We start from the raw sequence: 25,994 nt of genomic DNA, 5'->3' as shown, positions 1-25,994 counted from the left end.
CCAACGCCGACGAGGCGAGTAGAAACTGGCGACGTAACATGGATGCTCTCTCTTTTGCGTAACAATATATGTTACACAAAAGCGACGTCGTCAAGATTGCGTAACAATATTTGTTGCGGAAAGGTCGTGGCATGAAAACGGATGGTCGACTCGCCCGTATGCTTCATGTGCTGGTCCACATGGGCCTGCTCGGCGGCAGGGAAACGTCGGAGAGAATTGGCCAGATGCTGAACACCAATCCCGTGGTCGTCCGGCGGACGCTGGGGGCACTGCGCCAACATGGCATCGTGGAATCGGAAGGCGGCCGGGGCGGCGGCTGGAAGCTCGTCAAATCGCTTGAGGAGGTGACGGTGCTCGATGTGCAGCGGGCTTTGCATGAAGGGACGATCTTGTCGGCGCCGATATCACGCGATCATCCCTCTTGCCCGGTCGAGAGGGCATCGAACTCCGTTCTTGAGGAAGCCCACGCCGCAGCCGAAAGCGAGCTTTTGAAAAAATACGCGGCAACGACGCTGGCACAGATCGCCAAGATCGCAGTGGCAGATTAGCGTTCCGGCTGTCTCTTCGCGATCGTCGAGAGCGGCAACCAGGCTGACGTCTCTAGCGCCAAAATTGCCACCATTGCCTTGACGGAGCCGGAGGGCTTGCAGCACCAAATTGTGCCGAGATATCCCGCCAGACAAATTCCTTCGGTTTGGAGAGCCCCCGGGCGAACGCGCCCAGAATGCGTTTGACGCTTTCGTTCGAAAGCTTCTCGTTGGCCTTTACCAGAAAGTCTGTCCCGTTGCCCGGTACTTCTATCTCTGTTTTAGTGTCGCTGCCTGGCAGGCCGGCCACCCAATGTCGAAAGCTCCCGTTCGAGTATTCTCGCCATTCGACGGTACAAGCGTCTTTCCCACCGCCTGTCTGTGCGTAGTCCTCACTGTTGTCCCTATCCAGGATCAGGAAGCCTGGTCCTCCAGCCGGCTGTAGCCAGTCGACGCCGGCTTCGATCAGCGCAAGCGAGGGGGACTTAAACGCCTGTTGCCCTTCAAGGCTCAGTGTCAGCCCCGGAATTGGTGTTCCATTTGGCGTGCGTTCGGTTGGCGGAAACCAAATCTCGCCATCGTTGGCACTCACGTTGAAGAAGCCAACTCCATGCTTGACGGCCAGCGAACGCACGGTCGCGTATGCCGCTTCGGCCTCCGACCAGCGGAAATCCGCATAAATCACGGATGTTCCGATAGAGTATCCGGTGACGCGGGGATTCTCCTCGTCATGCGCCATCTGATAGGCGTCCGGGCCATTCATATTCGGAAAGTCCCGGCGCATGTCGGCGTACCATGACGCCAGATTTCCCGAGGTTCTGGATGGGTCATCGTAACGATGGCCTTCGGACCATTCCGTCTGCGCCCGATACCAATCGAGAAACGCGGTCCTGTCTCGCGGCGCATCCCTCGGTTCGAAAACCATCAAATCATAGCTCACGGCGTATAACCTATCCGAACGCGACCAATCCTCTCGAAGCTAGGGGAGAATAGGTCAAAGCGGCGGGTCTTGCCATATGGCTTCAACAATCCCGTGGCGTAATCATCGCGCGCACAGAGTTGGTCTAGGCTCCCAAATGCATCCCGCTGTCGATGACGATGCACTGGCCCGTCACCTTGCTCGCCCGGTCGGTCAACCATACTATGGCGTCTGCGATGTCGGCGGCATCGGGGATGCTTTTGAGAGGCGCGGCGTCGATCAAGCCCGACTTGAAGTCGTTGTAAGAGGCTTCGTCATGCCAGGAGAGCGCCCAGGTGGTATCGACAAAGCCGGGGCACACGGCATTGACGCGCACGAGAGGCGCGAGCGTCCGTGCCAGGCCCATGGTCATCGTGTTAATCGCACCTTTCGATGCGGCATAGGCAAGGGACGAGCCGGAACCGGAAAAGGCGGAGTCGGACGAGACATTGACGACAGAGCCCAACGCGGCCTGCTTGAGGTACGGGACGGCTGCGCGGATCATCTGATAGGTGCCGACGACATTGACGTCGAAGATATGATCGAAATCCTCGGCGTTAGAGGCATCGAGATCGGCTGCCGGCGCGTAGCGGGTCACGCCGGCATTGTTGACGAGCGCATCAATCCGGCCGAAACGGTCGACAGCAGCCTTGGCGATCGATCTGCAATCGGCATCACTGGCGATATTGCCGAGAACGCCGATCGCCTCGACACCCTCGGATCTGCATCGTTCGGCAACGGCGTCGGCGCCCTCACGGTTACGGCTATAATTGACGACCACGTCGTAGCCTGCCTGCGCAAAAGCAAACGCTGCAGCCGCTCCAATCCCGGAACCGCCGCCCGTAATTACCACGCATTTTCTGCCTGCCTTCTCGGTCACTGGAGATCCCCCCGATCACGGATGCGGCGGCCATCGGCATCGAACAGACAAACCTTGCTCGTATCGATCGCCAGGCGAACATCCTGCCCCGGCCTGGATATCAGCCGTTCGTGAGCGGTAAGCGTGATCTGTTGTGCGCCGGCCTGGACGATCACCTCCGTCGAAGCGCCCGTGGGTTCGATGATATGCACGGTTCCCGGCACACCCTTGTCCGACAGGCGGATATGTTCGGGACGGATACCGTAAAAGGCGCGCTGGCCGTTTGGTGCGCTTGAAACCGGTAGCGCCAGCCTCATGCCGTCGCGGGTTTCGAAAGCACCGGCGCTGATCTCTCCCTCAATGATATTCATCGCCGGCGAGCCGATAAACTGCGCGACAAAGATATTGGCTGGGTCGTCATAGAGTTCCAGAGGAGTGCCTGATTGTTCGACGACGCCGGAGCGCATGACGACGATGCGATCGGCCATCGTCATGGCCTCGACCTGGTCGTGCGTGACGTAGACCGTCGTGGTCTTCAGCCGTTGGTGCAACGCCTTGATTTCCGCGCGCATCTGCACGCGCAGCTTGGCGTCAAGGTTCGATAGCGGCTCGTCGAACAGGAACACCTTCGGATCCCTGACAATTGCCCGACCCATGGCCACGCGCTGGCGTTGGCCGCCGGACAGTTGACGGGGATAGCGGGTCAGCAGATCCTGCAATCCCAGAATTTCTGCTGCGCGCATCACCTTGGTATCGATCTCCGCTTTCGGCACCTTCTTCAGCGAAAGCGCGAACTCCATGTTCTCGCGAATGGTCATGTGCGGATAAAGTGCGTAATTTTGAAAGACCATGGCGATGTCGCGCGCTTTGGGCGCGATGTCGTTGATCACGTTGCCGGCGATCGCGATCTCGCCGCCGGTGATCTCTTCGAGTCCTGCGATCATCCTCAGCAGGGTAGATTTGCCGCAGCCGGAAGGACCGACGAGGACGACGAACTCGCCGTCGGGTATATCGACCGAGATATCCTTGATGATGCTGGTTTGCGCGTAGCTCTTGCTGACATTGCGGATTTGAACGGAGCTCATGTCGAGGTTCCCTTGCCGGATTATTTTACCGCGCCTTGCGTAATGCCGGCGATGAACTGCTTGGAGAGGACGATATAAAGAAGGGTGATCGGCAGTGCGGCCAATGTCAGACCGGTAAACATCACGCCCCAATCGGTCGTGAATTCGCCGATGAAGACGGTCAGACCTTGCGGCAGGGTCTTCAGATTGTCCGAGGTTATGAGGATCAGCGGAAAGAAGAAGTCGTTCCAGATGGGAACCGCGTTCTGGATGGCGACGATCACCATGGCCGGCCGCGCCAGCGGCAACATGATGCGCAGCATGATCAGCAGCTCGCTGGCACCGTCGATGCGTGCGGATTCTTCGAGTTCGCGGGGCAAGGTGCGCAAAAAACCTGTGAGGATGAAGACTGCCGACGGCAGGCCCATGGCGACATAGACGAGAACCAGACCGGCATAGGTGTCGATCAGGTGCAGCGTATCCAGCTGAATGAAGAGCGGAATGATCGCGAGCTTCAGCGGCACCGTCATGCCGCTGATAAAGAACATCAGGACGGCGCTTCCGAGCCTGAATTCGTACCGCGCGATCGCATAGGCGGCCATGGTGCCGAACACGAGGATCAGCACGATCGAGGCGGCGGTGACCCCGAAAGAATTCAGCATGTAACGAATGAAATTGGTCTGCTCCCATACCTTCTGCAGGTTCGTCCAAGCGAAGCTGTGTGGGAGGGCAAAGGGCGAGCTGAAAATCTCGGCGTTCGTCTTGAAGGCGGATAAGACCATGACGAAGAGTGGATAGAGCATCACCAGCGCATTCAAGGCCAGCAGCACCTGAATGACGCCGTTTTTCATCCACTCATTGGAATTCTTCATGTCTTGTCTCGCGAGTTTGACGGCGGCAACGGCGGCGCTCATCGTTAGAGCTGAGTTTCACGGCGGCGCAGGAACCGCAGCGCGATGAACGAAAAACCTGCGACGAAGATGAACATCAGAACGGCAAGAGCGCTGCCCTGGCCAAAATCCTGAATGCCGCTGGTGACGCTGCCGAAGGCGGTGCGATAGAAATAAAGGCCAAGCACGTCGGTCGACCCGCCCGGCGAGCCGGTGAGGCCTGCCATGACGTAGGGGATCTCGAACCAGTTGAAGCTGCCGATGAATGTCAGGATGCAGACGATCGTGACGCTTGGTGCGATCAGCGGCCAGATGATCTTGCGTAGCAGGACATAATCGCCGGCGCCGTCGAGACGGGCGGCTTCGATCACCTCGGACGAAATGCGCTGCATGCCGGCCAGGAGAACAAGGGTCGGAAATCCGAGCCAATGCCAGACGTTGGCGAAGATGATGCTGCCGAGAGCCGTGTTCTCGTTGCCCAGCCAGGCCGGTCCATGGATGTGAACAAGCGCCAGGGCGCCGTTCACCAGACCGAAGAGGGGGTGCAGGAACAGCTTCCAGAGGAAGCCGACGATAACGGAGGACAGCACCACGGGAACGAAAATGATAACCTGGTGGATGCGATGTCCCGGCAGCCCCTTAAGGAGTGCAAATGCAATCAGAAAGGCCGTTCCGTTTTCGAAAATCATCAACGAAACGAACACGATGACATTGTGCCAGAAGGCGTTGTAGGTCCAGCTGCTGAAGGGTTCTTCAAACAGCACCTTGCGGAAGTTCTCCAGCCCGACGAAGTGGGACGGCAGAAGCCCGTTGAAATCGTAGAAGGCAAATCTGAGTGCAGACAGCAAAGGCCAGACGACAAAGAGCGTCATCACGGCCAGAGCCGGAAAGAGCAGGAAGAAAATCCACAAAGACCGGCGCCGCGGCCAAAGGGACGTGGATCGGCGCCGATCTGAATTCATCTTACTTCCCCTGGAAAGGCTTGTACCACTTGGCGAGACCGTTGGTGAGGTCGGCGCCCAGCTGTTCCGGTGTTATCGATCCCGACATCATCTTCGTAATGTCGGTTTGCAGCAACTCGGAACCGGTCGGCTTTTCGAAGCGGAAATAGACGACGTTGATATGCGGCATGGCCGTTTCGTTGAGCTTGGCGACTTCGGCAAGCAGCGGGTCCTTTACCTCGACGCCCTTGATGGGCGAGATGTTGCCGAGAAGCGCGGTGAATTTGTCGCCGAACTCCTTCGTGCCCATCCATGCCACCAGCTTGAGGGCGGCCTCCTTGTTCGGTGAGGCGGCGTTGACCGCATAGCCGCCATCGAAGAACTTCGTCGCCTGCGGAACATCACCTGCCTTGGCGGCCGGCGGTGCAACGAATTCCATGTTGATCTGCGGATTCTGGCTCTTGTAGGTGGCGATATCGAAGCTGCCACCGGCGAGCATGGCCGCGCGGCCGCTGACGAACAACTGCCCGGCGGTATCGTAATCGACGCCTTCGTAGCCGGAAGGCATGTAATCGCGCAGTTCAAGCAGCTTGTTGAGCGCGGCGATATAGCGCGGATCCTTGAAGGTCGCCTTTCCCGTCTTCAGATCGGAGACGAAATCCTGTCCGAGGAAGGGGCCGGTAAAGGTCGCCACGAACATTTCGTTGAACCAGCTGGTACCAAGACCGTTCGCCAGCGGGATAATGCCTTTTTCCTTCAACGCCTTGGAGACGGTGATGAATTCGTCCCATGTGGTCGGCGGCTTCAGGCCGGCCTGCTGGAAGACGTCCTTGTTGATGAACAAACCAAGGGTCTGCGACGCGAAGGGCAGCGAGTAGACCTGGCCATCGCCACGATAGGTGCCGGCCAGCAATGCATCCGGCGACATGTTGGCAAGCGACGGCATATTTGAGCTGTCCTGCTTGACGAAGTAGCCGGACTTTATGAATTGCTCCAACCAGCCATAGGCGTGGGTGTGAATGACGTCGCCGCCCTTTCCGCCTGCCAGCGCGGTGGAAACGATCGTCGGATAGTTCTCGTCCGGAAAGGATTCGAACTTCACATGGATATCCGGGTTCTCTTTCGTGAAATCGGAGAACAGTTCGTTGTAAGCGGCCTTGTCTTCCTGGCGCCATGTCCAGAAAGAGATGTCGGTGGCGTAGCTAAAGGGCGCCGAAACGCCCCAGGCGATGGTTGCTGCAGTCAGCATCCCTGCGATCGATGTAAGTTTCATTGCGCTCCCCCTTTTTGGTTCTAGAGCATGTCCACGGCGATTAACAAATCATAGTTCTTGCGTTCTGGCTAGATAGTTTGTAAATTTGCCTAACTATATTTTTGATGACAGGGTGCCAAACCATATGAAACAAGCTGACCTCATCGCCGGGATCGACATCGGGGGAACGAAAACCCATGTCCTCGTCAAGGATTTCGACGGCGTTGTCGCTGATAGGGTCGTGGCCTCCGCCGACTGGCGCGTTTGGGATCGCGAAAAGGATGCGGCTGCGCTTGCCGCTCTGATCAAGGACATTGCCGGTGGCGAACTGTGCGCGACCGCCATCGGCGCGCATGGTTGTGACACGGATCTTCACTGCAAGCAGCTTGAAGCCGATCTCGCCTCCCACCTCGATGGGCGCATCAAGGTGCTCAACGATTCCGAATTGCTCGTTGCTGCAGCCGGCTTTCAGTCCGGTATCGGTGTCGTTTCGGGCACCGGCTCGATCGCCGTTGCCCGAAATGCGAATGACGAAATGCTGGTAGCCGGCGGATGGGGCTGGATTCTGGGGGATGAAGGCAGTGCCGCAGCGCTGGTCAGGGAGGCTGCCCGTGCCGTTCGCGGGGCAATAGATCTGGGACAGACACATGATCCGCTGATCGTCGAACTGATGACCAAGCTTAATATTAGCGACCCGACCAAGATCGGCCGGCATTTGAACGATACCCGAAGCGCCGCGATCTGGGGCGGTTATGCCGATGCCGTGTTCGGCGCCGCGAGGAGGGGTTCTCCACTGGCGAACCGCGTCATTCGCGAGGGGGCCGACGCGCTTGCTGCGCTGATCGGCGTCCTGATCAGCCGAGGGGCGGATGCACGTCATGTCGTCATCGGAGGTGGCGTCGTCGTCGAGCAACCTATGCTTTTCGATGCTTTTGTGGATGCCATGTCGATCCAGTCTCCGGCCAGCGTGGTGACACTCCTACGCGCGCCGCCGGTGAACGGTGCGCTGGCGATCGCCGAACGTTTTCGCAACGAGATTTTTGGAATGGAGAAATTCAATGGCAAATGAACGGATTGGCTATCGCAGCGCCGTCGCGCGGCAGCCCGAGAGCCTCGCGCAGGGCTTGGAGACCGTGGCGCACGCATTGCAATCCATCGATGTCGCTCCGTTTCGCGGAAAGTCGATCGGTTTTGCTGGTATCGGCGCCAGCTATCAGGCCGCAATGGTCGGCGCGATCTATCTCCGGTCGCTTGGCATCTCATCTTTTCCTTATTGCCCCACCGATCTCTATCAGGCAGTCGATAGCGCGGCAGAGGCTTTTGTGGCGCTCTCGGCGTCCGGTCAGAGCAAAGAAATCTCCGACGTCATGGCGTTGCGTTCGCATTTGCCGCGTTTGGCAATTTGCAGAAGCGCCGGCAATCCGTTGGCCGAACTTGTCGGCGCCGTCATTCCGAGCGCTTCAGGAGCGGATAATGGTGCGAGCTCGACAGGCTATACCGGCATGGTGCTTGCGATCGGACTTCTCTGCGATGCCATTGCCGGCAAGACGTTCGATGGATGGGCTAAACTGCCGTCAGCCGTTCGCCAGACGCTGCAGTCGGCGCTTGACTCAGTAAGGGTTGCGGCAGCCAGCCTGCAGTCCTGCGTCGAGATCGATCTTGTCGGCGCCGGTGCCGGCTTTGCGACGGCCGGCGAGGGTGCGATGTTGATCCGCGAGGCCGTGCGCGTTCCGGCGGCCGGATGGGATACGCTCAACTATCTTCATGGCCCGATGGAATCTCAGGATGCCCGTACTGGTGTCATCTCTTTCGGCAATGGTCGGGAGGTGAAGATAGCTCAGGATATGGCAGGTTTTGGCTGCCCGTCGGTCCTGATCACCAATCGCGACGACGTTCCTGCGGTTTCGGGCCTCACCGTCATAACGGTGCCGGGCTTTGACAACCCGGCAGCCGATGCGATCATCCAGATCGTGGCGCTGCAGATGATTGTCAGTGATATGCAGGATGCGGCCGGGTTGACCGATATTACGTTCCGCTACCGCCAGACCGATACGAAACTGAAACCCTGGTCCGCGACGGAAGTCTGACGTCAACCAAAGGAAGGCTGCGGCTCGTCTGCCGCAGCCTCGTTCCACGGAAGGACGACGGTTGCATCCGGCGTTTCTCCGAGGATCCTTGCCAGGGCGTAATCCGCGGCCAACCGCGTTGCGCCAAGAACCGTGCCGTTCGCGCCGAGCGTGCTGTTTGCAATTTCCGTTGCCCAGCTCAAATCACGCGACACATGTCGAACCTCGTCCAGAATCATGGGATTCTGCCCAACGCCGCCGCCCAGAACAACGAGCCCCGGATCGAAGAACCCGATGCAACCAGCGACCATCCGCCCGATGTCGGCAGCATGCCGGTTAACCCATGTCAGGGCTTCCTTTTCGCCCTGCTGCGCACGATCGAAGAGCTCGCGAGCCGTCGCCGGCGCATCTCCGGTCGACCATCCGGCGATGCAGCGCTCCATCAGTGCATCGGAGCCAAGATGATGCTCAAGGCCTTCGCGCTCGGGAACCGCATCCAGCGACCACGGAAAGGGGATACGGCCGGCTTCGCCAGCCGCACCGTTGAAGCCGCGAAACAATTTTCCGCCGATGACGATGCCGAGGCCGACACGCACGCCGACCTGCAGAAACACGAAAATGTCCCGGCCTTTGGCGATGCCGGTCTGCAACTCGCCGAAGGCTGCGCAGTTGACGTTATTTTCCAGAAGGATGGGGGCGTAGACAGACTGGCGCAGCCGCTGCAGAACGGCCTCGGGCGCCCTGCGCTTGTTCTGCCCCAGGCGATTCCTGGAGACGATACGCGGAACGGCAACGGCGATGCTGCGCAGTGCCTTGCCGCGTTGGCCGACCGCCAGAATTGCAGCCTTTGCAGCATCGTCGACAACCGTTGCGATTTCTTCGATCGTGGCGCGGCTTTGCTTGGCAATCTTATGCTCGACGGCGGCGAGCGGGCTTCCGTCGAGCCCTTGTGCAACCGCACGCACCTGTCCCGCGCCGACATCTATGCCGATGACATAGCCTGCCGCCGGGCCGAGCGCGTACACCGTTGCGGAACGGCCCATAGCGCCCTGCTGCGAACCGATCGCGGCGACGAGGCCAAGCGCGCCCAGTTCGTTCATGGCCGCCGTCATCGTCGGCTTCGACAAATCGAGGATCGCGCCGAGCCGCGGGCGGGTAATCGGTCCGGACGAGGCGACCAGGCGCAAAACCTGGCGCGAACTTTCCGTGAGAGAGGGAATTGGGCTGGATGGCATCTTGGCTCGTTTCGATGGGCGCCGGCGGTTTCAGCAACGCAAAATGCAAATCGCATCTGGCAGTTTCAATCATCCTCCATAGCCCAGTGTCAATAAAGGCGTGATCCTATGTCCTCGACAGCAGAGCCAAACCAACGGAGCCAAGACGCACTTAGCGCCGAAGTCATCAAGACCCCGCCTGAGGTTGTCGAGGCCATTGCAGGCGATCAGTTCGGCATCAAGGGAAAGGCGGTGACGCTCTCAAGCGAGCGCGACGAAACCTTCCTGATCCGGACAGATACAGCGAACGATTATATCCTGAAGATTGCCAATCCGGCCGAGCGGCTTGACGTCCTTGCGTTTCAGACGCAGGCGCTGGTCCATCTGGCGGCGGGATCGGAAGATCTTCCTGTTCCGCGCGCGGTGCCGTCAACGTCAGGCGAGATGCTGGTTGCTTTGCCGCTCGGCGACACCAGGCGAATTGCACGGCTGCTGACCTTTCTCCCAGGTCGGCAACTTTACAGGGTGCCGCGCTCGCTGGGGCAGATGAACGCCTTGGGTGAAGCGTTGGCCTATCTTGGGGCTGGGCTCGCCGACTTTCGACCGCCCATCCCTCGCCAGGAGCTTCTTTGGGATATCTGCAATGCTGGTGCGCTGTCGAGTTTCGTGACTTATGTCGAAGCATCGCGTCAGAATATGGTCGGTCGTGTCCTAGAGAACTTCGATTTGCTTGCGAACAAACAGATGGCGGACCTGCGGCGACAGGTGATCCACAATGATTTCAATCCGCACAACATCGTTGTTTCAGATGATGACCCGGAGAGGATATCAGGCATCATCGACTTCGGCGATATGGTCGAGGCACCTCTGGTGAACGACCTCGCGGTTGCACTCTCCTATCAGATCGGCGCTGAAAACGGGCTCGAGGCCATCGGCACGATGCTGCGTGCGTATCATCGCATCCGCCCGCTCGATGCTCTGGAAATCGCCTGTCTGCCAACCCTGTTGCGCACGCGGCTTGCGATGACGGTGATCATTCCCGAGTGGCGTGCAACGCTCTATCCGGAAAACCGCCATTACATTCTGCGCAACCATCCAATCGCACTTGCCGGCCTCAACCGCCTTGTTGATCATAGCGACGCAGCTCTTGGCACTTTCTTCCGGCAGAAAATCGGAGACCTCTCATGACGATGGCAAATGCATTCGGTGCCGATGATTTCGGCCGGTTGAGCACGATGGAGCAAGAGATGATCGCGCGGCGAGAGCGCGTCCTCGGGCCGGCATACCGTCTGTTTTACGAACGGCCGCTGCATTTCGTGCGCGGCGAAGGTGTGTGGCTCTACGATGCCGAGGGTCAGGCCTATCTCGATGCCTACAACAACGTCGCCTCCGTCGGCCACGGCAACCCGGCAGTGCTGGAGGCGATCGGCCGGCAGGCTGCAACGCTCAATACCCATACGCGCTATCTGCACGAGGGCATACTGACCTATGCCGAAGCGCTGACGGCGACCTTTCCGAGCGAACTCAGCCAAGTCATGTTCACCTGCACCGGAAGCGAGGCAAACGATCTCGCCGTTCGTATCGCTCGCGCCTATACCGGTGGCACCGGCATCATTGTGACATCCCACGCCTATCATGGTGTCACCAGCACCGTCGCGGAGTTTTCTCCGTCACTGGGCGCAAATGTCGATCTTGGATTTCATGTCAGGACGGTTTCGCCGCCGAACCCGAATTTGCCCCTATCCGAAATCGAAGCGTCCTTTGCGCGCGACGTCGAGGCTGCGATCGCGGATTTGAAGCGTCATGGTATCAAACCCGCAATGCTGATCGTCGACACGATCTTTTCCAGCGATGGCGTCATCGCCGATCCCCCGGGATTCTTGCGGGCTGCGGTCGATGCTATCAGGAAGGCTGGCGGCATTTTCGTTGCCGATGAGGTTCAGCCGGGTTTCGGGCGCACGGGCGAGGCGCTTTGGGGCTTCCTTCGCCACGGCATCGTTCCTGATCTCGTCACAGTCGGCAAGCCGATGGGCAACGGCTATCCCATGGCCGGTCTGATCGCCCAGCCTCATATCATTGCCGAATTCGGCCGCAACGCGCGCTATTTCAATACGTTCGGCGGCAATCCCGTCGCTGCCGCTGCGGGCCAGGCCGTTCTCGCGGTCATCCAGGATCAAAATCTCGTCGCGAATGCCCGCTCGGTGGGCGCCTATCTCAAGGCGGCGCTTGAAACATATGTCGGCAGCTCGCCGTTGATCGCCTCCGTCAGAGGCGCGGGGCTCTTTCTGGGCGTCGATGTGGAGGAAGACGGGAAACCGTCGGCCATCGCGGCGGCACGGATCGTCAACGGTCTTCGCGAAAGGCATGTTCTTATCAGTGCCAGTGGTCCTGCGGCCAATGTCCTGAAAATCCGGCCGCCGTTGGTGTTCTCTCGCGCGAATGCGGATCGCTTTATGGAAGCCTTCGATGCAACTTTGAAAGCCATCATGCAAAAGGACTGACGTCCTTCCCCAGCCTCTTATAGCGATCTGATCGGCGACCTGCGTTCGTTTTTCCCGAGCGCAGCCGTCATGCCGCGTCAAATTACAACTGAAATGATTCTCGGCAAATCTGAAATTATCCGAAGCAACGAGGTGATTAGAACGCGGCTGCAAGCTAGGGAAAAGGATAAGGTTATGAAATATCATTCACTTATTTTGGCAGGCGCAATTTTTGGAACCGCGATCAGCAGTGCTCATTCCGAGATTCTCGTTGGTGTTGCCGGGCCGCTGACCGGTCCGAACGCCGCAGTCGGCGAGGAATTTCGCAAGGGTGCGGAAATGGCCGCAAAAATCATCAACGGCAAAGGCGGGATTAACGGAGAAAAGGTCACACTCGAATTTGGTGATGATGCATCCGATCCGAAGCAGGGCATCTCCGTTGCCAACAAGTTTGTTGCCGATGGCGTGAATTTCGTTATCGGCCATTACAACTCCGGTATCTCGATCCCTGCTTCCAAGGTTTATGCGGAAAACGGCATCCTGGAAGTGACGCCCGGTTCGACCAATCCGACCTATACCGAAGAGGGGCAATGGAACACCATTCGCGTCTGCGGCCGTGACGATCAGCAAGGTGCGGTCGCCGCCCACTACATCGCCGCCCATTATGCCAAGAGCGCTGTCGCGATCATCGACGACAAGACGCAATATGGCGCCGGCATCGCCGCGGAAGTGAAGAAGGGCATCAATAAAGCCGGCATTACCGAGGTGATGGACGAAGGCATCACCGTCGGGGACAAGGATTTCTCTCTGCTGATCAGCAAGATGAAGCAGGCTGGCGTGAGGGTCATCTATTTTGGCGGTCTGTTCACGGAAGCCGGGCTCATTGCTCGCCAAGGCGCCGATCAAGGGCTGAAGGCGGTCATGATCGGTGGTGATGGCATTGCGTCAAGCGAGTTCGCTCAGATTGCAGGCACTGCCGCGGTGGGCACGCTGATGACCTTCGCGCCCGATCCGCGTGTCAATCCTCATTCCAAGGAGGCGGTCGAGGCGATCCGTGCAACCGGCTTTGAGCCGGAAGCCTATACCCTCTATTCCTACGCCGCTCTCGAAGTCATCAAAAACGGCATCGAAATGAGCAAGTCCAAGGATCCCCAGCAAGTCGCCCGGCAGATCAAATCCGGTTCGGAAATCGCAACGGTCCTGGGGCCTCTGAAATTTGATGACAAGGGTGATCGTACGGATGAGGACTACACCATGTATGAGTGGAAAACGAAGTCCGATGGAAAGATCGATTATCAGATGATGAAGTAATTGATCGAAAATCGGAAGCATTTAGAGCAGAAAATCAAGTACTGAATGTTTACTTAGGCGTTCAGTACTCGATGATGCAAATGAAAATCAATTTCAATATATTATATTTTCATAATTGTATCAGCAATATGGACTGTCTGGTCTTTATCTTGCCTCAATCGATCATGAAAAGGATGCGCGCGGACAAGGTGACAAAATCTTGTAGCAATCGATTTTTAGAGATAGTTCAAACCGAAGCTGGCGGGACGTCCCAAAGGCTTCGTTTTCATTGGGTAAGCCAAATGCATCCGGTCACGGCGGACAACCGTATATCGGCCTGATCAAATCAGCCGTGCGGACCTGGTCGTTATGGCAATTGCGAAGCTGAACTTCGTATTTGTAGCAGGCAGTGTAGGCAGTTAGGAGCATATACGTGAAGCATATTCTTGTAGTCGATGACGACAGCAAGCTCCGTGGTCTTCTGATTGATTACTTGTCTCAGCACGCATTTCGCGTGACAGGCGTGAAGGATAGTCGGCAGGTTGCCCAGGTGTTGCAGACAGATCAGGTTGATCTCGTCATTGTCGACCTCAACCTGGGGTACGAGGATGGTCTGGAGATTGTCCGTACATTGTCCGGTGGGTCGGATGCTCCGATTATCATCATCAGCGGTGACCGGCTTGAAGAGACCGACAAGGTCGTGGGGCTGGAACTGGGAGCATCAGACTACATCACAAAGCCGTTCGGCTTGAGAGAGCTGCTGGCCAGAATAAGAGTGTCTCTGCGCGCAAGACCGACAAAACCTGATCAAAAGGACAGGAAGACCTATCGCTTCGAAGGCTGGACCCTCAATGTCAAAATGAGGCATTTGACTCTCGCTGGCAATACGCAGGTCAAATTGACGGCAGGCGAGTTTAATCTGCTGACGGCATTTTTGAAGTCTCCGCGTCAGGTGCTGTCCCGGGAGCAACTGCTTGCGGCCAGCAGGGTTCATGACGAAGAGATCTTCGACAGAAGCATCGATGTTCTCATTCTTCGCCTGAGGCGGAAATTGGAAGCCGATCCGTCAAACCCTCGCCTGATCCGAACGGAACGGGGCGCCGGATACATCTTCGACGCGGAGGTGACGGTCGAAGAACATGCACGCTCACGCCAGTCGAGCTGATGATGGGACGCGCCTGGTTCATATGGCTTCGATTTGTCGGCCTGGCCTTGCTGGGTTCGATATTGGGAATGGCGGGTTTTTATGCGTTGGCGAGCGAGATGGGCATTCGCGAGCCGCTCGCGCCGCTTCGCGTGCCTGCGGCGCTTGACCCGGAACGCGTCGCGCTCGGTGAGGCTTTGTTCTCGGATACCATTCTCTCCAGCATGCAGAAGTTTTCGTGTACCAGCTGCCATGATCTCCGTGCGGGCGGCACGATCAACGAGCCACGCACCATAGGATATCAAGGTCGCATCCACCGCTTCAACGCACCGACCATCTTCAACGTCGGCAATAACTATCTTCTGGGCTGGCGAGGAGATTTTACGTCATTGGAGGCGCAGAACGAGAAGGTTCTGCTCGATGAAAACATCATGGGCGCGACTTGGCCGATGCTGCTTTCACGGCTGAGAGAAAGTGCCACTTACTCCTCCAGCTTCCAGCGTATCTACGGCCATCAGGCCGATCGAGAGGATGTGCTTGATGCCTTGGCGACCTTCCAACGGTCGCTGACGACGCCAAACTCGGCGTTCGATAGATATCTTCGAGGCGACAACGCTGCATTGACGAGCAAGGAGCTCGAGGGATATCGGCTCTTCAAGGGATATGGCTGCGCATCCTGCCATCAGGGTTCGAATGTCGGCGGCAACATGTTTCAGAAGTTCGGCATATTTGAACCGCCTCCGCCTTCCAACGCTCCGGGCGACGGCGATCTCGGGCGATTCACGTTGACCGGGCAGGAGAGTGATCGGGGCGTGTTTCGTGTCCCAAGTCTGCGCAATGTCGCCGTAACGGCTCCCTATTTTCACGATGGCCGAGTTTCTTCTCTATCTGAGGCCGTATCGATCATGGGGCGCAGCCAGCTCGGCAGAACGCTCGCGCCTGACGACGTCGACGCGTTGGTTGCCTTTTTGAAGACCCTCACCGGCGAGTATAATGGACAGAAGCTCAAAGCACCCTCAACGACCAGCGGCAATTGAGCTATGGCGCATCATCGTGCTTGTTGCCGGCGCCCTGTGCTTTGCGCTGCTCGCCATCGGGCGCGTTCCCTCGCGCGATACGCACGAAGCAATCCTGACATCGCTGCGTGAAATCGACGTCAACCACGCATCCTTGCAGCGCGATATTCTGCAAGCGCGCGTCGGGCTCCTGCAGAATTATGATCCGTTGGTCGACTCGATCGTCAATCTACATGCCGCCATTTCTAGGCTTCGGCACCTTCTTCCGCAAAGCGAGGTCGATACCTCGTCCACCTTGGATGACGAGCTGACCAAGCTCGAAGCCTCCGTTGACAGCGACGAGCGGCTTGTCGAACGTTTCAAGAGGGACAATGCTCTTTTGCAGAACTCGCTGTCGTTGGCGACCCTTCTATTGAGCGATCTCGAAGCGAGCCGCGATCCAGCAATTGTTCAGGCTTTGGGCTCGGCCAGCGATCTCGGCAACATCATGATGCGATTTGCGAACCAGCCCGATGATCGCCTTGCCGCGACCATTGAGGGTCGACTGGCTGCATTGACGCACTCCCAGGCGGCGGAGATGGCTGATGTCAAGACTTACGTTGCGCATGCGAACATGATCCTGAAGACGCTGCCTGCTGTCGACGACACGATCGAGGCGATCCAGGCGTCCAGGACATCGCGCGAGGCACAGTTGCTGCAGAAGCAGTATCTCGATGCCTATGGAGTGGTAAGCCTGCGTTCTTCCTGGGTTCGTGTGTTTCTGGGCTCGGTCTCGTTCCTGTTGTGCTGCTATGTTGCCGTGCTTATCTACCGCTTGCGCAAGCAAACCAACCGATTGACCCAGCAGCTGAACTTCGAAAACCTCGCAGCCGACATCAAGAAGCGTTTCGCAGATGACAACGAAGCCGCCGATGTCACGATGGACATCTGCCTGGGAATGCTGGCCACGTTCTTCGACGCAAGCAGATATTCGTTCGCCGCCATCGACAATGATACCAGGGATATCCGAGAGATTTTCGGTAACACAAGCGATGGAAGTCTCCACTCCATCATCCAGCGTTTTGCTGCAGACGTGTCCGATTCGATGGCGTCCGAGGAACTGCATGGCGATCGCTTCTTCTATCATAATCTCCAGCAACGCGAGATTCAGGCTTTTCCCGAGGGCGGTCTGAGCGCCGGGTCGGTTGTTGCGACGAAAGTGGATAACGAAACGCTCGGTTTGCTTTTGCTGGAGCATCGTGAGGTTCGCAGAAAACCCAGCGCCGATGACATCAGATTGTTGGGGCATGGCGCGATCGTGCTTGCGCAATGCATTGAGGCGCGACGCGAGCGCAGACAGAAGAGGAAGCTGGAAGAACGCCTTGAACACGCGCAGCGATTGGAAGCCGTGGGCACCTTGGCGGGAGGGATCGCGCATGAGTTCAACAACGTTCTCGGCGCGATTTTGGGCTATGGTGAACTTGCCCTGCAGCAAAGGCGAAACCTCGACCGTACGAAGCAGTATGTTCGCGAAATCGTGTCGAGCGGTCAGCGCGCCAAGCATATCGTCGACCAGATATTGACCTTCAGCCGCAAGCGGGAGCGCATCAGCAATCCCTTCGATGTCAAAGAGGTGATCGACAATATCGTGCCGCTGATCCGCCTATCTCTGCGAAATGCGGTGAGCGTTGAGGCAAGGATCGCCGAGGATTTGCCTGCCGTTCTCGGTAATCCCATCGAAATCCAGCAGGTTCTGATGAATCTATGCACGAATGCTGCGCACGCCATCGCAGATATCGGAGCCATCGACATCCGTGCGAAGAGGGTGACGGTAACGGCGCACAAGGCACTGTCACATGGCGATCTTCCGGCCGGAAACTATGTGCTCATCAGTGTTACCGATAGCGGAAGCGGCATTCCGTCGGCCGTTCTCTCCCATATCTTCGAGCCTTTCTTTACGACAAAGGCCGGCTCTGGAGGAACAGGTCTCGGACTGGCCGTCGTACACGGTCACGTAACGGGTATGAACGGCAAGATCGATGTCCGCAGCCGTCCTCAGATAGGTACGCGCTTCAGGCTTTATTTCCCCTCGGTGCCAGAGGCACCGGTGCCGCTTGCCCAGTTCTTTGATGAGAAGGCTGTGCCGCTTGGCAATGGTGAAGTCGTCCTGATTGCGTTGTCCGACGCCAATCTCTGCCTGATGTATGAGGAGAAGATCGCCGCGCTCGGTTATGAGCCCATCGGTTTTTCCGACATCGGTGATGTGCGTCGCTGGTTTGAAGCGTGTGAGCAATATCCTGATTTGATGTTGCTGGATCTGGATCTTTGGCCTGCGGCTCCCAACCTCAAAGAGGTCGCCGAAGAGTTCGCACCCGTCGCGACCCTGTTTATAGCCGATGTCGAACGGGCCAATGCTCATGTCCGAATTGCAGCCAATCCGCCTTTTTTGAGAAAGCCCATAAGCTCGAATGCGCTGGCGACCGCTCTCTTTACCACCATCAATTCCCACATGGTCGGCAAATAGCCAGGCGCTACACGCCTTGTCTGATCTTCAAAAGACTTCGCGTTCGATATCTCTGTATCGGATCACATGTGGGAAAAGCAGAAAATAGAATCCCAGGATGATTGCAATAATGCTGACAAAGAACAGATAATACACATGCGCCTTCGAGCTTATATCCAGGAGCGTAGCCACGCATATCGGCGTCAAGCCACCAAACAGAGCATATGACAAGTTATATGAGAACGAGAGGCCGGTGAACCGGACATTCGCGGGAAAACAGGAGATCATAACGACCGGAACTCCGCCGGTCACCGCGCCAGATAAGCCGATGACAATACTCATCAGATAGAGATGATCGGCACCGAAGGAAAACAGACTATAGAAAGCAGAAGCACCGATCGCGAGTAATATGCCGCCCAAAATGAAGAACTTCGCAAGTCCGATGCGATCGAGGGCAATTCCGCCCGCAACCACACCGACTGCAATGAAAAACGTGCTGATACTCGCTGATATGAGCGCTTGCTGATGGCTGTAATGATGAAGACGTTCCAATATGGTCGGGATCATCAGTGACAGGACCACGACACCGGCGGAAAGCACCCAGGTGCCAAACGCTGAAATGATGACGCCGCGCTTGTATCGCTTCGCGACCACTCTCAACGGCAGCTCCGGAACCAGCATCTTGCCTTCCTGAAGTTCCGAGAATACCGGCGTTTCATGTAGCATTCGGCGCAGATGCACGCCGGCGAAGCCCAATATGCCGCCGAACAGGAAGGGGAACCGCCATCCAAAACTCAAGATCTCCGCTCGCGAGAGGATGAGCGACATCGCGGTGGTGATGATCGAGCCGACCAAAATCCCTATGGTGAGGCCGCCGCAAACCATGCCACTGGCAAAACCGATCTTGTTCGATGGCACATGCTCGGCCGCGAATGTCCAGGCACCCGGCACTTCGCCTCCGATCGCAATGCCTTGCAGCAGGCGCATGGCGAGCAGGAGTAGCGGCGCTGTGATGCCTGCGGTACCGTAGTTGGGCAGAAAGGCGACCCCCAGCGTGGAGACTGCCATAAGAAGGATCGAAAAGGAGAAAATGCGCTTCCGCCCGAAGAGATCGCCGAAATGCGCCAACACGATCCCGCCCAATGGGCGAACGACGTAGCCTGCCGCAAAGATTCCGAATGTCTGAAGAGAAACGAGCCAGGTCGGCAGACCCGGGGGAAAGAACAGGATGCCGATAACATCCGCAAGAAAGATGAAGATCACGAAGTCGTAGAATTCCAGCGCGCCACCGGCCGCAGCTAGGCCGAGCATGCGTATCACCTTCGGGCGCGACGACGCATCGTTCGCCATGTCGCGCTGCATTCCTCTCGACTGTAGCTCTTGGTGTGGCAATGGATTGGAGCCGCTCGTTCATGGTCACGAGTAGAATACATGATGGGGTCCAACATACGATGTCTGGAAGTAAGTTTTTCAGTTACACTTGAAATAATGAGGGTGCGGATTATCGAGATCCCTATCTTCTACGGCGTCTCAGCAGGGCTATACATTCATGTTCTGGATGAGCGGCGATGTTTGTCATGCTCAAACCGTGGCCTGCATAATCGCCATCATCGGAAATGCGCGCGGATGACATAGAATGAATAGACGTAAGCGCTCGCGATGACGAACAGAGCCGCAATGATCGCAAGCGTTCCCACCATGCTTGCCAGACTGGCGGGATGCTCCACCGGCACGCCCAATGCTTCTTCGGGCAGAAATGTTGCTTCGGCAAGGTCGCGCTCAAGGCCGCCGATTCGTATGAGGGTGTCTTCGATAATCTCTCCGTCCTGAGCAATCAGGCGGATCAGGCTGTGAGGTCGCGGCGAGGTGTTCAATTTGGTCCTTCCGAGCAATCATTGCTAGTCTGCCTGTGCCTTTTGCCTGACGAAGGCATAGTCGAAGATGTCAGCCCGACGCATGGCTTCAGGCTTCATCATCCATGAAGGCGGCGAAAGGCAACGTGTCGTTCGTGATGGCGGGGTGGGTCCGGCGATCGGCAGCAACTCTCAGGCGGCTACGGAACGATGGCTCTTCATACCCCTGAAGCGCGCCAGACCGGTGATTGCCCGCGTCACCGGCATTGGTATGCCGTGAATTTCTGCCAGCTCGATGACGGCATCGCAGATTGCGGCGAGCTCGAGCGGCGAACCGCGCTCCAAATCCTGCAACATCGAGGTCTTGACCGGCCCCATCGCACGTCCGGATTCCAGTATGCTTTTGGGATCGACCTCGATGCGTGCGCCGTACGCCGCGATGACCGGAAGCACTTCGTAGAGCATCTGCCGGCTGATGCCGGCGAGGTCGTTATCGGCGAAGTTTTCGAAAAGCGTCGCACCGGTAATCGCCGTCATCGGGTTTGAAATGAGGTTTCGAACCACCTTGGTCCAAACGGCATCGCGAATACGGTCGGTCACTCGGGTCTCGATGCCCGCACGCAGGAGAATTCGTTCCAGCATCCTCACGCGATCGGTGTCTCGATTATCGATCTCGCCGATCGTCATTTTCAATGGATTGAAGGTCCTGGCAACGCCCGGGCTTACCCGCTCGATGGTCATGACGGTGGTCGTTCCGATGATCTGCGACGACGGGAGATCCCGCCTGAGTGAGTTTTGCGGGTCGACGGCGTGGATGGGACGACAGGACGATTTCTGGGAATCGCCGTCGAAATACCACCACGGTATGCCGTTGATGACTGGGACGATCAATGTTTCTTGATGTAGCAAAGGTTTGATCGAGGCGGCAAGCGCCGGGAGGTCTTGCGACTTGGGGCATAGGAAGACGATATCCTGGGCCGGAAAATCCGTTGCGGAGCCCGCATCGACATAGACATGATGGTCGCCGTCCGCATCGATGAAATGGATGCCGTTGTCACGTATCGATGTTAGATTGTCGCCGCGCGCAATCGCGCAGACGGGAAAACCGGCCTGCCGCATCCGCGCAGCCAATCCAATGCCGATCGCTCCCATGCCCGCAACACAGATTTTGGTATCCGCGAACTCGTTCGCCTGCTTGGGATGAGAACTGTCCATGATGGCTCCGACTGCTTGATAACGGGAGATCCGATGCCCGTCGTTTCTGTTCACCAGCTTGGGTTTTCTGGCCCGAGTGACCGGTGTGCTGGTGGGTAAAGGCTATGTCCTGAGGTGGTTTACGGCTGGCAAACCTTGCGCAAGTTGCGCACGAGCTTGTCCAGCAATTGCGGCTGATAGGTTGGGCGCGCCTCTATGAGGTGCAAGACATTTCCAACGGTTGCAACACCGACGAATCTCTCCTTGTGAAGTCGCGCCTGACCGACCGGTCCCCACAACGCTTCAAGCGAGATATCGCCGACCGTCTCCTGGATGTCGAGATCGCCGAGGTTCGACACGACGGCGTCATAGCGAAGCGTGCCGAGCAAGCCGCTGGCGAGCCGCGGATCGCAATCCGGTGTGATGATCATGTTCAGCATCTGCCGCAGGCTCTCAAGCCTGTCAGCGCTACGGATTTCCCGCACGGCTTCATAGTGCGATTTCGCCGCGATCCAGAACTGATCGATCGTTGCGCGCGCGATCGGCACTGTGCCGGCGACCGCGCGCAGAACGCATGCTTCGCGATCGAGTCCCAGAATCGGGCGAACATTGACGGCGCTCAAAATGTTGTAGTCGCTTCGATTTTCCCGCTGATATGCGGCAAGCGCCAGGGCAATGCAGATGGCGCTGTTGATTGTCGTGCCGTGGCGGCGCGCGGTATCTCGCAATTGCGTGGTCAACGCGGCGTCAAGCATCGTGGCCTCCACCGCAACTCTGTCGCCGGCAAAACTCCGCCACAAGGGTTGCTTTGCGATATCAAGCAAAGCCGAAAGATCCGGTATGGCCTGCTGAGTGCCTGCGCCGTTTTGGACAGTGGCAACGCCGATATCGGCACGCTCGCCATCGTTATCCATCGATTGGGGAACACCGAGAGTCATCATCGGCGCGCCGGAAAGCGCCCGCATGAAATCTTCAATCACTGCCACGCCCGACATGGCATCCGCGACCGCATGATGGAAGGTGAGGATGATAACGGCGCCCGCCTCGTCGTGAAGAATGGTTCCTCTGAAAAGCGGCGCATTATCATCGAAATCCCTCTCGAGCTCGCTTTGGACGAGTTCAAGCCACTCCCCGGAAGTATAGCGCGGCTGAATGTTGGGCTCGCAAAGAGTGCGGCATTCGACAAAAGCCGGGCCGAGACCATCTTCCGCGTCAACGATAGTTGTGCGCAGCAGAGGGTGCCTCGCCTGGATGGCCATAAACGCACGCCCATAGTCCTCAGCGGTGCGCTTTGCTTTCAGCTTGGCAATCATGCAGAAATGTCTTGGGTGCGCAGCCGAATAGTGGAACATCAATCTCTCGTGAGCGCCGAGAGGCCGAAAAATAATGTGAGATACGCTTTCCACGGGACCGAATTCCTGATGCTGTCGTGGCGAAGTGATGAGGCATGCCTGTCTCAGCATGATTTCAAGTTCGTCTTTTTCGTTTCAAATGAAACAATGCGGCGCTGCTCGGATCTCGTCGTCATATTGGAGGGCGGGTCCGCAACAGGTTCGATAGTGCTGCCACCTCAAAGGCTCGCCGCAGCCCTCGATTGAAGCCTGGACGCCGCAAGCGCCCCTAGTGCTCCGTGTCCTTCGAATACGGAAGACGATGCGCGTATTTGTCGTTGGCGCTGGATAAGGGATTGGAGTCCACAGGCGATTGCTGTGTTCCGACGCCAGTTTGCTCGTGACGTTCCGGCCAGCCGGCAAGTGGATCCAGGGCATCGAAACGATCTGTCGCATCGGCCTCTGCAGCGGCATATATGAAATGCCGCCGGAGCTTCTCCAGAAAGGTTGCTACTATCATCTTCGTACACCTCGTTTTCAAAGCGAGACAACGATCGCAATCCGAAATGACAGAATTGTTGTCATTCGATGGTTCATGGTTACGGATGTAACCGACACACGTTTGCTTTTCACACATATCCAAATGACATTTGCGAAGAGATATGATGCGTTGCTTCGTGGCATCAAAAGCAATGCCATTCATGACTGCGATACCCATTCAAGCACTTCAATAATGCCATCAATAAACGATGGATGATCTGCTGGGGTTGTCTCGACCAAGTGCAATTTATCGCCAAGAATTGATATTCCGAAGAAACGTTCCGTGCTCAACCGTCCGTGTCCCATCGGCCCCCATAATGCCGTCAAGCCGACGTCATCAACCGATCGGGCAACGGATAGACGTCCAAGATTGGTGACCGTTGCATCCTGATTGAGCGTGCCCAGAAGACCACACGACAGTCGTGGGTCACTGCCGGGAGAAATCACGCTATCCAGCAACCGATTGTTGCTGCTGATCTTTTCCGGATCGCGTATCGAGGCGATTTGTTCGCTATGCCATCGCGCACAGATCCAGAAATGCTCGGCGGAAACGCTCGCTAGAGGCACCACGGCCTCGATCGTTCGCATGGCGCATTCTCCGGCAGCGAAACCAAGAATGGGGCGCAGATTGATTGCGCTGAGGATACGATAGTTCTTGCGTGCCTCTCGTTTCAGCGCGGCTGCGGCAATGCTTGTGCAGATAATACTGTTCAACGGAATACGATGTTTGCGCGCCTTGCTTTCCAGACCGGCGACAAGGTTTTCATCCAGGGATGCGGATCTGACTGCTATTCGGTCACCCTGAAAATCGCGCCAGAGCGGCTGGCTGGCGATTTCTATCAGCATGCCGACGTTGGGCATGCCTTTGAGCGCCACCTCGACGCCAGTGCGCGGACGATCAAAGGTGAGGAAGATCTCGTCGCCCTCTAGGGCTGTTGGAAATCCAAGTGGTGCCAGTGGTCGGCCAGCCAAAGCATGCATCAAATCTTCGATGATCGCCGTGCCTGCGATGGCATCCGCGATGGCATGGTGAAGCGTGATGATGACGTGAGCGCCCGTATCGTCATGCACGATGGTGGTTCTGTGACGTGGTGCGGCGGCGTCGAAATCCCGTTGAAGTTCGCTCTCCACCGTCCTGCACCAATCAAAGTCCGCCTGCCGCTGCAGGAGATCCGGCTCGGGAATCATCGGGCATTCATAGAAGGATGGGCCTCCCTCATGGTCGAAATCTATCTTGGCGCGTAGCAGCGGATGCCGGGAGAGCACTGCCTGATGAGCCCGCCGATAGTCGTCCGGCAAGCGCGCCGCCGTCAGCTCCGCCACGATGCAAAAATGCCGCGGATGCGCGCTGGAATAATGATACATCATCCGCTCGTGGCCTCCGAGCGGGCGAAACATCTGCGGTCTTGCTTGATATGTCATGCCAATGTCCATCCTCAATCTTTGAGGATGGGTAAGCTTGCCGCGCGCCAAGTCGATTTCAAATTGGGCTGCTTTCGGTTTCATCTGAAGCAGAAGGCAAAATCCGGCACTAAACCTCACGGCAGCAAGAAGACCCTCGCCATGGTTTGAGCAAGGGTCGACGCACCAGCCGTCAGCGCATGGACCGCAGGCCGTCGCGCATCTCCTGCGTAAACAGGGTTGGTTGCTCCCAGGCGGCGAAGTGACCACCGCGGGGCAGTTCGTTCCAATGGACGAGCATCGGGTAGGATTGTTCGGCCCAGCTTTTCGGTGCGCGATAGATCTCACGCGGAAAAACGGACGCTGCGACAGGAAGCTCCAGGCGACCGCCTGAAAAGCTGCCACCTCGATTATCCCAGTAGATCTGCGCCGAAGATGCGGCCGAGTTCGTCAACCAGTAGAGTGTGATATTGTCCAGGATCGCATCTCGCCCGAAAATCGTTTCGGCATCGGTGCCGTCGGACCATGCCTCCAGTTTTTCGAAGATCCATGCCGCTTGTCCCGCGGGCGAATCTGCCAGGCCGTAGCCGAGCGTTTGCGGGCGTGTTGCCTGCAACTGGACGTAGGCTGCTTCCTCGCGGCCGAATTCTGCGATGGCATCGACGGCGCGCTGCTCTTCCTGCGAGAGAGCCGCGGGAAGCTTGTCCGGGACAACAAAAGGCCAGCTCAGATGCACGCCTGCCAAGCCCGCAGGCTTTATGTGGGCAAGCGCCGTTGTCACCGCCGCGCCCCAATCCCCACCTTGGGCGACCCATTTCTGATAGCCCAGACGCTGCATCAGCGTTGCCCATGCCATGGCTATTCTGGGTACACTCCAGCCGTTGGTTGCCGGCTTATCGGAAAAGCCAAACCCCGGCAGTGAAGGAATGACAAGGTGAAATGCGTCCTCGGCCTTTCCGCCATAACGTGTTGGATCCGTCAGAGGTCCGATCACATCACGAAATTCGAGCACGGACCCCGGCCACCCATGGGTCAGAAGCAGCGGCAACGCATTTTCGTTTTGCGAACGGATGTGCAGAAAATGAATCCCCAGACCGTCGATGCGCGTTTGATACTGCCCCCATCCGTTGAGCTGCCGTTCAATCGGACGCCAATCGTAAGCATCTCTCCAGTAATCGACCAAGGCTTGCAGGCGCGCGAGCGGCACGCCCTGGCTGGTATCGGCGACCGTCTCTCGTCTTGGCCAGCGGGTGGAAGCCAGCCGTCTCCTCAAATCCGAAAGGGCATCTTCAGGTACGTTCAACTGAAAGCGCGTCACGTCGTCGCTCGCGGTTGGTAGTTCGGTAGCGTCAAGTGTGCAAGCAGCGGTCATATCGTTCAATGCGTCCTCCATGGGCGTGTTTCCTCATCCGGTGGCGCGGTGTGCGCCGCTCGTTGCAATGGTCTCTCGCCAGAAGCCATCAGGGCGACCGATCGGAATATTTGTCGTTTA

The 25,994-nt window shown here is 57.5% G+C and carries 23 protein-coding genes; 9 read left to right on the top strand and 14 right to left on the bottom strand.

The window, feature by feature from the left end:
* Positions 1–131 precede the first annotated feature (131 nt).
* Positions 132–548 (top strand): Rrf2 family transcriptional regulator, encoded by a 417-nt coding sequence (locus HGP17_RS28385; RefSeq protein ID WP_168814311.1) that lies wholly within the window; start codon positions 132–134, stop codon positions 546–548.
* Positions 549–600: 52 nt separating this feature from the next.
* On the opposite strand, the gene HGP17_RS33480 is transcribed toward HGP17_RS28385, so the two are convergent.
* From HGP17_RS33480 to HGP17_RS28355, 6 genes are all read right to left on the bottom strand, one after another.
* Positions 601–1,290 carry a hypothetical protein gene (locus HGP17_RS33480; RefSeq protein WP_205926169.1) on the bottom strand — a complete coding sequence of 230 codons (690 nt, stop codon included), beginning with the start codon at positions 1,288–1,290 and terminating at the stop codon, positions 601–603.
* Positions 1,291–1,591: 301 nt separating this feature from the next.
* Positions 1,592–2,365, bottom strand: coding sequence for an SDR family oxidoreductase (locus HGP17_RS28375; RefSeq protein ID WP_168814309.1), 774 nt, complete (start codon positions 2,363–2,365; stop codon positions 1,592–1,594).
* On the bottom strand, positions 2,362–3,429 hold the full coding sequence (gene ugpC, locus HGP17_RS28370) for a sn-glycerol-3-phosphate ABC transporter ATP-binding protein UgpC (RefSeq protein ID WP_168814307.1): 1,068 nt from the start codon (positions 3,427–3,429) through the stop codon (positions 2,362–2,364). The genes HGP17_RS28375 and ugpC overlap by 4 nt, the downstream gene beginning before the upstream one ends.
* Positions 3,430–3,449: 20 nt before the next feature.
* Positions 3,450–4,280 carry a carbohydrate ABC transporter permease gene (locus tag HGP17_RS28365; RefSeq protein ID WP_168814305.1) on the bottom strand — a complete coding sequence of 277 codons (831 nt, stop codon included), beginning with the start codon at positions 4,278–4,280 and terminating at the stop codon, positions 3,450–3,452.
* Positions 4,281–4,324: 44 nt separating this feature from the next.
* The gene (locus tag HGP17_RS28360; protein ID WP_168814303.1) at positions 4,325–5,260 is read right to left on the bottom strand and encodes a sugar ABC transporter permease; all 936 of its coding nucleotides are present in this window, start codon (positions 5,258–5,260) and stop codon (positions 4,325–4,327) included.
* A 1-nt stretch (position 5,261) separates the two neighbouring features.
* Complete coding sequence (locus HGP17_RS28355) at positions 5,262–6,512, bottom strand: extracellular solute-binding protein (RefSeq protein ID WP_168814301.1); 1,251 nt, start codon at positions 6,510–6,512, stop codon at positions 5,262–5,264.
* Between the two features lie 124 nt (positions 6,513–6,636).
* On the opposite strand from HGP17_RS28355, the gene HGP17_RS28350 reads away from it, so the two are divergent.
* Positions 6,637–7,560 (top strand): BadF/BadG/BcrA/BcrD ATPase family protein, encoded by a 924-nt coding sequence (locus HGP17_RS28350; protein WP_168814292.1) that lies wholly within the window; start codon positions 6,637–6,639, stop codon positions 7,558–7,560.
* Positions 7,550–8,578, top strand: a complete 1,029-nt coding sequence (locus tag HGP17_RS28345) for a sugar isomerase (RefSeq protein ID WP_168814289.1) — start codon at positions 7,550–7,552, stop codon at positions 8,576–8,578. Before HGP17_RS28350 ends, HGP17_RS28345 begins: the two co-directional genes overlap by 11 nt.
* A 2-nt stretch (positions 8,579–8,580) precedes the next feature.
* On the opposite strand, the gene HGP17_RS28340 is transcribed toward HGP17_RS28345, so the two are convergent.
* Positions 8,581–9,792, bottom strand: coding sequence for an ROK family protein (locus HGP17_RS28340; protein WP_168814287.1), 1,212 nt, complete (start codon positions 9,790–9,792; stop codon positions 8,581–8,583).
* Positions 9,793–9,900: 108 nt separating this feature from the next.
* Here HGP17_RS28340 and HGP17_RS28335 point away from each other — a divergent pair, with 108 nt between their 5' ends.
* The 6 genes from HGP17_RS28335 (at position 9,901) to HGP17_RS28310 (ending at position 18,204) form a co-directional block, all read left to right on the top strand.
* Positions 9,901–10,959: a phosphotransferase gene (locus HGP17_RS28335; RefSeq protein WP_168814285.1), complete on the top strand. Its 1,059-nt coding sequence runs from the start codon at positions 9,901–9,903 to the stop codon at positions 10,957–10,959.
* Entirely contained in the window at positions 10,956–12,272 is a 1,317-nt protein-coding gene (locus HGP17_RS28330) for an aspartate aminotransferase family protein (RefSeq protein WP_168814283.1), read from the top strand. Before HGP17_RS28335 ends, HGP17_RS28330 begins: the two co-directional genes overlap by 4 nt.
* A 174-nt stretch (positions 12,273–12,446) precedes the next feature.
* Positions 12,447–13,562, top strand: a complete 1,116-nt coding sequence (locus HGP17_RS28325; RefSeq protein ID WP_168814282.1) for a branched-chain amino acid ABC transporter substrate-binding protein — start codon at positions 12,447–12,449, stop codon at positions 13,560–13,562.
* Between the two features lie 412 nt (positions 13,563–13,974).
* Positions 13,975–14,706, top strand: a complete 732-nt coding sequence (locus tag HGP17_RS28320; RefSeq protein WP_168814280.1) for a response regulator — start codon at positions 13,975–13,977, stop codon at positions 14,704–14,706.
* Between the two features lie 68 nt (positions 14,707–14,774).
* The gene (locus tag HGP17_RS28315) at positions 14,775–15,722 is read left to right on the top strand and encodes a cytochrome c peroxidase (protein WP_246704263.1); all 948 of its coding nucleotides are present in this window, start codon (positions 14,775–14,777) and stop codon (positions 15,720–15,722) included.
* A complete protein-coding gene (locus HGP17_RS28310) occupies positions 15,679–18,204 on the top strand; it encodes a two-component system VirA-like sensor kinase (RefSeq protein ID WP_168814275.1) in 2,526 nt (841 codons plus the stop codon). The genes HGP17_RS28315 and HGP17_RS28310 overlap by 44 nt, the downstream gene beginning before the upstream one ends.
* Positions 18,205–18,231: 27 nt before the next feature.
* Here the strand turns inward: HGP17_RS28310 and HGP17_RS28305 are convergent, their stop codons facing one another.
* The 7 genes from HGP17_RS28305 to HGP17_RS28275 form a co-directional block, all read right to left on the bottom strand.
* Positions 18,232–19,533, bottom strand: coding sequence for an MFS transporter (locus tag HGP17_RS28305; protein WP_246704262.1), 1,302 nt, complete (start codon positions 19,531–19,533; stop codon positions 18,232–18,234).
* Positions 19,534–19,790: 257 nt separating this feature from the next.
* The gene (locus HGP17_RS28300; protein WP_168814273.1) at positions 19,791–20,057 is read right to left on the bottom strand and encodes a hypothetical protein; all 267 of its coding nucleotides are present in this window, start codon (positions 20,055–20,057) and stop codon (positions 19,791–19,793) included.
* A gap of 171 nt (positions 20,058–20,228) precedes the next feature.
* Positions 20,229–21,251 (bottom strand): 2-dehydropantoate 2-reductase, encoded by a 1,023-nt coding sequence (locus HGP17_RS28295; RefSeq protein ID WP_168814271.1) that lies wholly within the window; start codon positions 21,249–21,251, stop codon positions 20,229–20,231.
* A 119-nt stretch (positions 21,252–21,370) separates the two neighbouring features.
* The gene (locus tag HGP17_RS28290; protein WP_168814269.1) at positions 21,371–22,582 is read right to left on the bottom strand and encodes a hypothetical protein; all 1,212 of its coding nucleotides are present in this window, start codon (positions 22,580–22,582) and stop codon (positions 21,371–21,373) included.
* Positions 22,583–22,850: 268 nt separating this feature from the next.
* Positions 22,851–23,279, bottom strand: coding sequence for a hypothetical protein (locus tag HGP17_RS28285; RefSeq protein WP_168814267.1), 429 nt, complete (start codon positions 23,277–23,279; stop codon positions 22,851–22,853).
* The gene (locus tag HGP17_RS28280; RefSeq protein WP_168814265.1) at positions 23,261–24,607 is read right to left on the bottom strand and encodes a hypothetical protein; all 1,347 of its coding nucleotides are present in this window, start codon (positions 24,605–24,607) and stop codon (positions 23,261–23,263) included. The genes HGP17_RS28285 and HGP17_RS28280 overlap by 19 nt, the downstream gene beginning before the upstream one ends.
* 88 nt (positions 24,608–24,695) lie before the next feature.
* Positions 24,696–25,895, bottom strand: coding sequence for an epoxide hydrolase (locus tag HGP17_RS28275; RefSeq protein WP_168814263.1), 1,200 nt, complete (start codon positions 25,893–25,895; stop codon positions 24,696–24,698).
* Between the last annotated feature and the right edge of the window lie 99 nt (positions 25,896–25,994).

Origin of the sequence: Rhizobium sp. P38BS-XIX, from assembly GCF_012641435.1 — a bacterium.
Classification (GTDB): Bacteria; Pseudomonadota; Alphaproteobacteria; order Rhizobiales; family Rhizobiaceae; genus Rhizobium.
Note: the sequence above shows the minus strand (reverse complement) of the source record. Positions and strands in the feature narration are given on the sequence as shown.